The sequence below is a fragment of the Rhizobacter sp. P2_H2 genome (genome assembly GCF_056403375.1).
Window position 1 is genome coordinate 1 of sequence record NZ_JBFUFP010000476.1, and the last position, 4,025, is coordinate 4,025.

The 4,025-nt window shown below is 68.2% G+C and carries 4 protein-coding genes; 1 reads left to right on the top strand and 3 read right to left on the bottom strand.

Annotated elements, in window-relative coordinates; all coding sequences use genetic code 11:
• The 3 genes from AC1D15_RS20645 to ppsA form a co-directional block, all read right to left on the bottom strand.
• Positions 1-859, bottom strand: an 859-nt coding sequence (locus tag AC1D15_RS20645) for a VC_2705 family sodium/solute symporter (protein WP_477827438.1), incomplete at its 3' end; no start/stop codon positions are given.
• Positions 852-1,115 (bottom strand): DUF4212 domain-containing protein, encoded by a 264-nt coding sequence (locus AC1D15_RS20650; RefSeq protein ID WP_465112330.1) that lies wholly within the window; start codon positions 1,113-1,115, stop codon positions 852-854. The genes AC1D15_RS20650 and AC1D15_RS20645, both read right to left, overlap by 8 nt.
• Before the next feature lie 7 nt (positions 1,116-1,122).
• Positions 1,123-3,531: a phosphoenolpyruvate synthase gene (gene ppsA, locus AC1D15_RS20655; protein ID WP_477827439.1), complete on the bottom strand. Its 2,409-nt coding sequence runs from the start codon at positions 3,529-3,531 to the stop codon at positions 1,123-1,125.
• A 216-nt stretch (positions 3,532-3,747) separates the two neighbouring features.
• Here ppsA and AC1D15_RS20660 point away from each other — a divergent pair.
• A partial coding sequence (locus tag AC1D15_RS20660; RefSeq protein WP_477827440.1) for a kinase/pyrophosphorylase occupies positions 3,748-4,025 on the top strand: 278 nt, incomplete at its 3' end.

The window sequence follows — 4,025 nt, forward strand, 5'->3', positions numbered from 1 at the left end:
GCCGCATCGCATCGCCCTCGGCGCGCGCCTTGTACAGCGCGATCACCTCCAATTCGCGCGGATCCTGCGCCAGCGCCTTCTCGCGCTCGCTCAGCTTCTGCAGCTGCGCGCCGTAGATCGCCTGCGGCACCGGCACGCCGGTCTGCTTGACCGACAGCCACACCACCGGCACCAGGTAGGCCACCAGCAGCACGATGTACTGCGCCACCTGCGTCCAGGTGATCGCGCGCATGCCGCCGAGGAACGAGCACACCAGCACGCCGCCCAGCCCGAGGAAGATGCCGACCTCGAAGGCCACGCCGGTCAGCCGCGTGGTGATCAGCCCGACGCCGTAGATCTGCGCCACCACGTAGGTGAACGAGCAGAGGATGGCCGCGGCCGCGCCGATCAGCCGCGGCGCATGGCCGCCATAGCGGGCGCCGAGGAAGTCGGGAATCGTGAACTCGCCGAACTTGCGCAGGTACGGTGCCAGCAGCAGCGCCACCAGGCAGAAGCCGCCTGTCCAGCCCATGATGAACGCGAGGCCGCCATAGCCCTGCAGGTACATGGTGCCGGCCAGGCTGATGAAGGACGCGGCCGACATCCAGTCCGCCGCGGTCGCCATGCCGTTGTAGACCGCCGGCACGCGCCGCCCGGCCCCGTCGTACTCGTTCGCGTCGGTGGTGCGGCAGATGATGCCGATGCCGGCATACAGCGCGACGGTGGCCAGCAGGAAGGTGACGCCGATCCAGCGCTTGGGCAGCCCGGCCTGCTCGGCGGCGGCGAGCGCCGCGATGAACGCCAGCAGGCCCACGGTGTAGAGCCCGTAGACCTTGTTGAGCCGGCGAAGAAAGCGGCGCTGCTCGCCGGGGTCACTCATGGCCGGCATGGTCGCCGCCCGGCTGCGCGGCGTCCATCCGGTTCATCACCCACGCGTAGGCGCCGATGATCGCGAGGAACACCAGCAAGGCGCCCTGCGCGCCGACCCAGAAGCTGAACGGCCAGCCGAAGAAGCCGAAGCCCAGGTCGCGCGCGAACCACGCGACGCCGAAGCCGACCGCGAACCACACCGCCAGCAGGCCGGCGACGATGCGCCGGTTGCGGCGCCAGTAGGCGGTGGGTTCGACCGGCGTCACATCACGCTCAACGTTTCGCGAGGCGCTGCCAGGTCTCGACGACCGTGTCGGGATTCAGCGAGATCGACACGATCCCCTCCTGCGCCAGCCAGTCGGCGAAGTCGGGGTGGTCGCTCGGCCCCTGGCCGCAGATGCCGATGTACTTGCCGACTGCACGGCAGGCCGCGATCGCGCGCGAGATCATCGCCTTCACGGCCGGATCGCGCTCGTCGAAGTCGCGCGCCAGCAGCTCCATGCCCGAATCGCGGTCGAGCCCGAGCGTCAGCTGCGTCAGGTCGTTCGAGCCGATCGACATGCCGTCGAAGTGCTCGAGGAACTGCTCGGCGAGGATCGCATTGCTCGGCACCTCGCACATCATGATGATGCGCAGCCCGTCCTGCCCGCCCGCCGAGGCCCGCTTGAGCCCGTGCTCGGCCAGCATCTCGACGACCCGTTTCGCCTGCCCGACGGTGCGCACGAACGGCACCATGATCTCGACGTTGTCGAGCCCCATGTCGCTGCGCACGCGCTTCAGGGCCTCGCACTCCATCGCGAAGGCCTCGCCGAAGCTCTCGCTGACGTAGCGCGACGCGCCGCGGAAGCCGAGCATCGGGTTCTCTTCCTCGGGCTCGTAGCGCGAGCCGCCGATCAGCTTGCGGTACTCGTTGCTCTTGAAATCGGAGAGCCGCACGATCACCGGCTTCGGCCAGAACGCGGCCGCGATGGTGGCCACGCCCTCGACCAGCTTGTCGACGTAGAACGCGCGCGGCGACGCATGCCCGCGCGCCACCGACTCGACCGCCTTCTTCAGGTCGAGGTCGATGTTCGGGTAGTCGAGGATCGCCTTCGGGTGCACGCCGATGTTGTTGTTGATGATGAACTCGAGCCGCGCGAGGCCGACGCCGCTGTTGGGCATCTGCGCGAAATCGAAGGCCAGCTGCGGGTTGCCGACGTTCATCATGATCTTCACCGGGCAGTACGGCAGCTCGCCGCGCTGCACCTCGGAGACCTCGGTGTCGAGCAGGCCCTCGTAGATGTAGCCGGTGTCGCCTTCGGAGCAGGCCACGGTGACGAGCGCGCCTTCCTTCAGCGTCTCGGTCGCGTCGCCGCAGCCGACCACGGCCGGGATGCCCAGCTCGCGCGCGATGATCGCCGCGTGGCAGGTGCGCCCGCCGCGGTTCGTGACGATGGCGCTGGCGCGCTTCATCACCGGCTCCCAGTTCGGGTCGGTCATGTCGGTGACGAGCACGTCGCCGGCCTGCACGGTGTCCATGTCGGCCAGGCTGTGCACGATGCGCACCGGGCCGGTGCCGATCTTCTGTCCGATCGCGCGGCCTTCGGCCAGCACGGTGCCGCTGCCCTTGAGCTTGTAGCGCTGCTCCGCCTTGCCGGCCGCCTGGCTCTTCACCGTCTCGGGGCGGGCCTGCAGGATGTACAGCTTGCCGTCGGCGCCGTCCTTGCCCCACTCGATGTCCATCGGGCGGGCGTAGTGCTGCTCGATGGTCAGCGCGTAGCCGGCCAGCTCGGCCACGTCGGCATCGCTCAGCGAATAGCGGTTGCGCAGCTCGGTGGCGGTGTCGACCGTCTTGACGAGCCTGCCCGACGCGGCGCGCTCGGCGGGCGTCGCGAACTCCATCTTGATCAGCTTGGAACCGAGGTTGCGGCGGATGATGGCCTGCTTGCCGTTGCGCAGCGCCGGCTTGTGCACGTAGAACTCGTCCGGGTTCACGGCGCCCTGCACCACCGTCTCGCCCAGGCCGTAGCTGGAGGTGATGAAGACGACGTCGGTGAAGCCGCTCTCGGTGTCGATCGTGAACATCACGCCGGCGGCGCCGAGGTCGGAGCGCACCATGCGCTGCACGCCGGCCGACAGCGCCACGTCGCTGTGGGCGAAGCCCTTGTGCACGCGGTAGCTGATGGCGCGGTCGTTGTAGAGGCTCGCGAAGACCTCCTTCATCTTGTGCAGCACCTCGTCGATGCCGATCACGTTGAGGAAGGTCTCCTGCTGGCCGGCGAAGCTGGCGTCGGGCAGGTCTTCGGCGGTGGCCGACGAGCGCACGGCGAACGACGCGCCCGGGTGGTCGGCCGTCAGCCGCGCGAATTCGGCGCGGATGGCGGTCTCCAGCTCGGGCGGGAACGGCGTGGCCTCGATCCAGGCACGGATCTGCGCGCCGGCCTCGGCCAGCGCCTTCACGTCATCGGTGTTGAGGGTGGAAAGTCGATCCTGGATGCGCGCGGCCAGGCCGTTGTGCGCGAGAAACTGTCGGAACGCGTGCGCCGTGGTGGCAAAGCCGCCGGGCACCCGCACGCCCGAGGCAGCCAGCTGGCTGATCATTTCGCCGAGGGAGGCGTTCTTGCCGCCGACCGCCTCGACGTCGGTCATTCTCAGATGTTCAAACGGTGCGACCAGGGCGGTCGCCAGGTTCGGAAGTGACATGGGAAAGCTCCGTGATGTTGAGAAACCGGTGCTTCCCGCCCGAACCGCGAACCCGAGCAATGCTCCGAGGGCTCCAGCAGGCGACGCGCGGTCCAGCGCTTGAGGTGTTCGAGTGGTGGCATGGACCTAGGGGGCGTCAGGGGCGATTTGGAAGATTGGGGGCGATTTTACGGGCCTTCCTGCCTATCATCGATGCCTCAACGCCCCCCTGTTCACATGGCCAATCGCACTGTCTACTTCGTTTCCGACGGCACCGGGATCACGGCCGAGACCTTCGGCAACTCGATCCTGGCCCAGTTCGCGATCAAGCCGCGGCACGTGCGGCGCCCGTTCATCGACTCCGAGGACAAGGTGCACCAGGTGGTGCGCGAGATCAACCATTCGGCCGATCTCGAGGGTCGGCGGCCGATCGTGTTCGTGACGCTGGTGAACCGGGAGATCCTGAACATCCTGAAGGCGAGCAGCCGCGGCATGGTGCTGGACATGTTCAACAC

Coding starts and splice junctions, on each gene's coding strand:
- ppsA (WP_477827439.1), bottom strand. CDS start 3,531: ATGTCACTTCCGAACCTGGCGACCGCCCTGGTCGCACCGTTTGAACAT.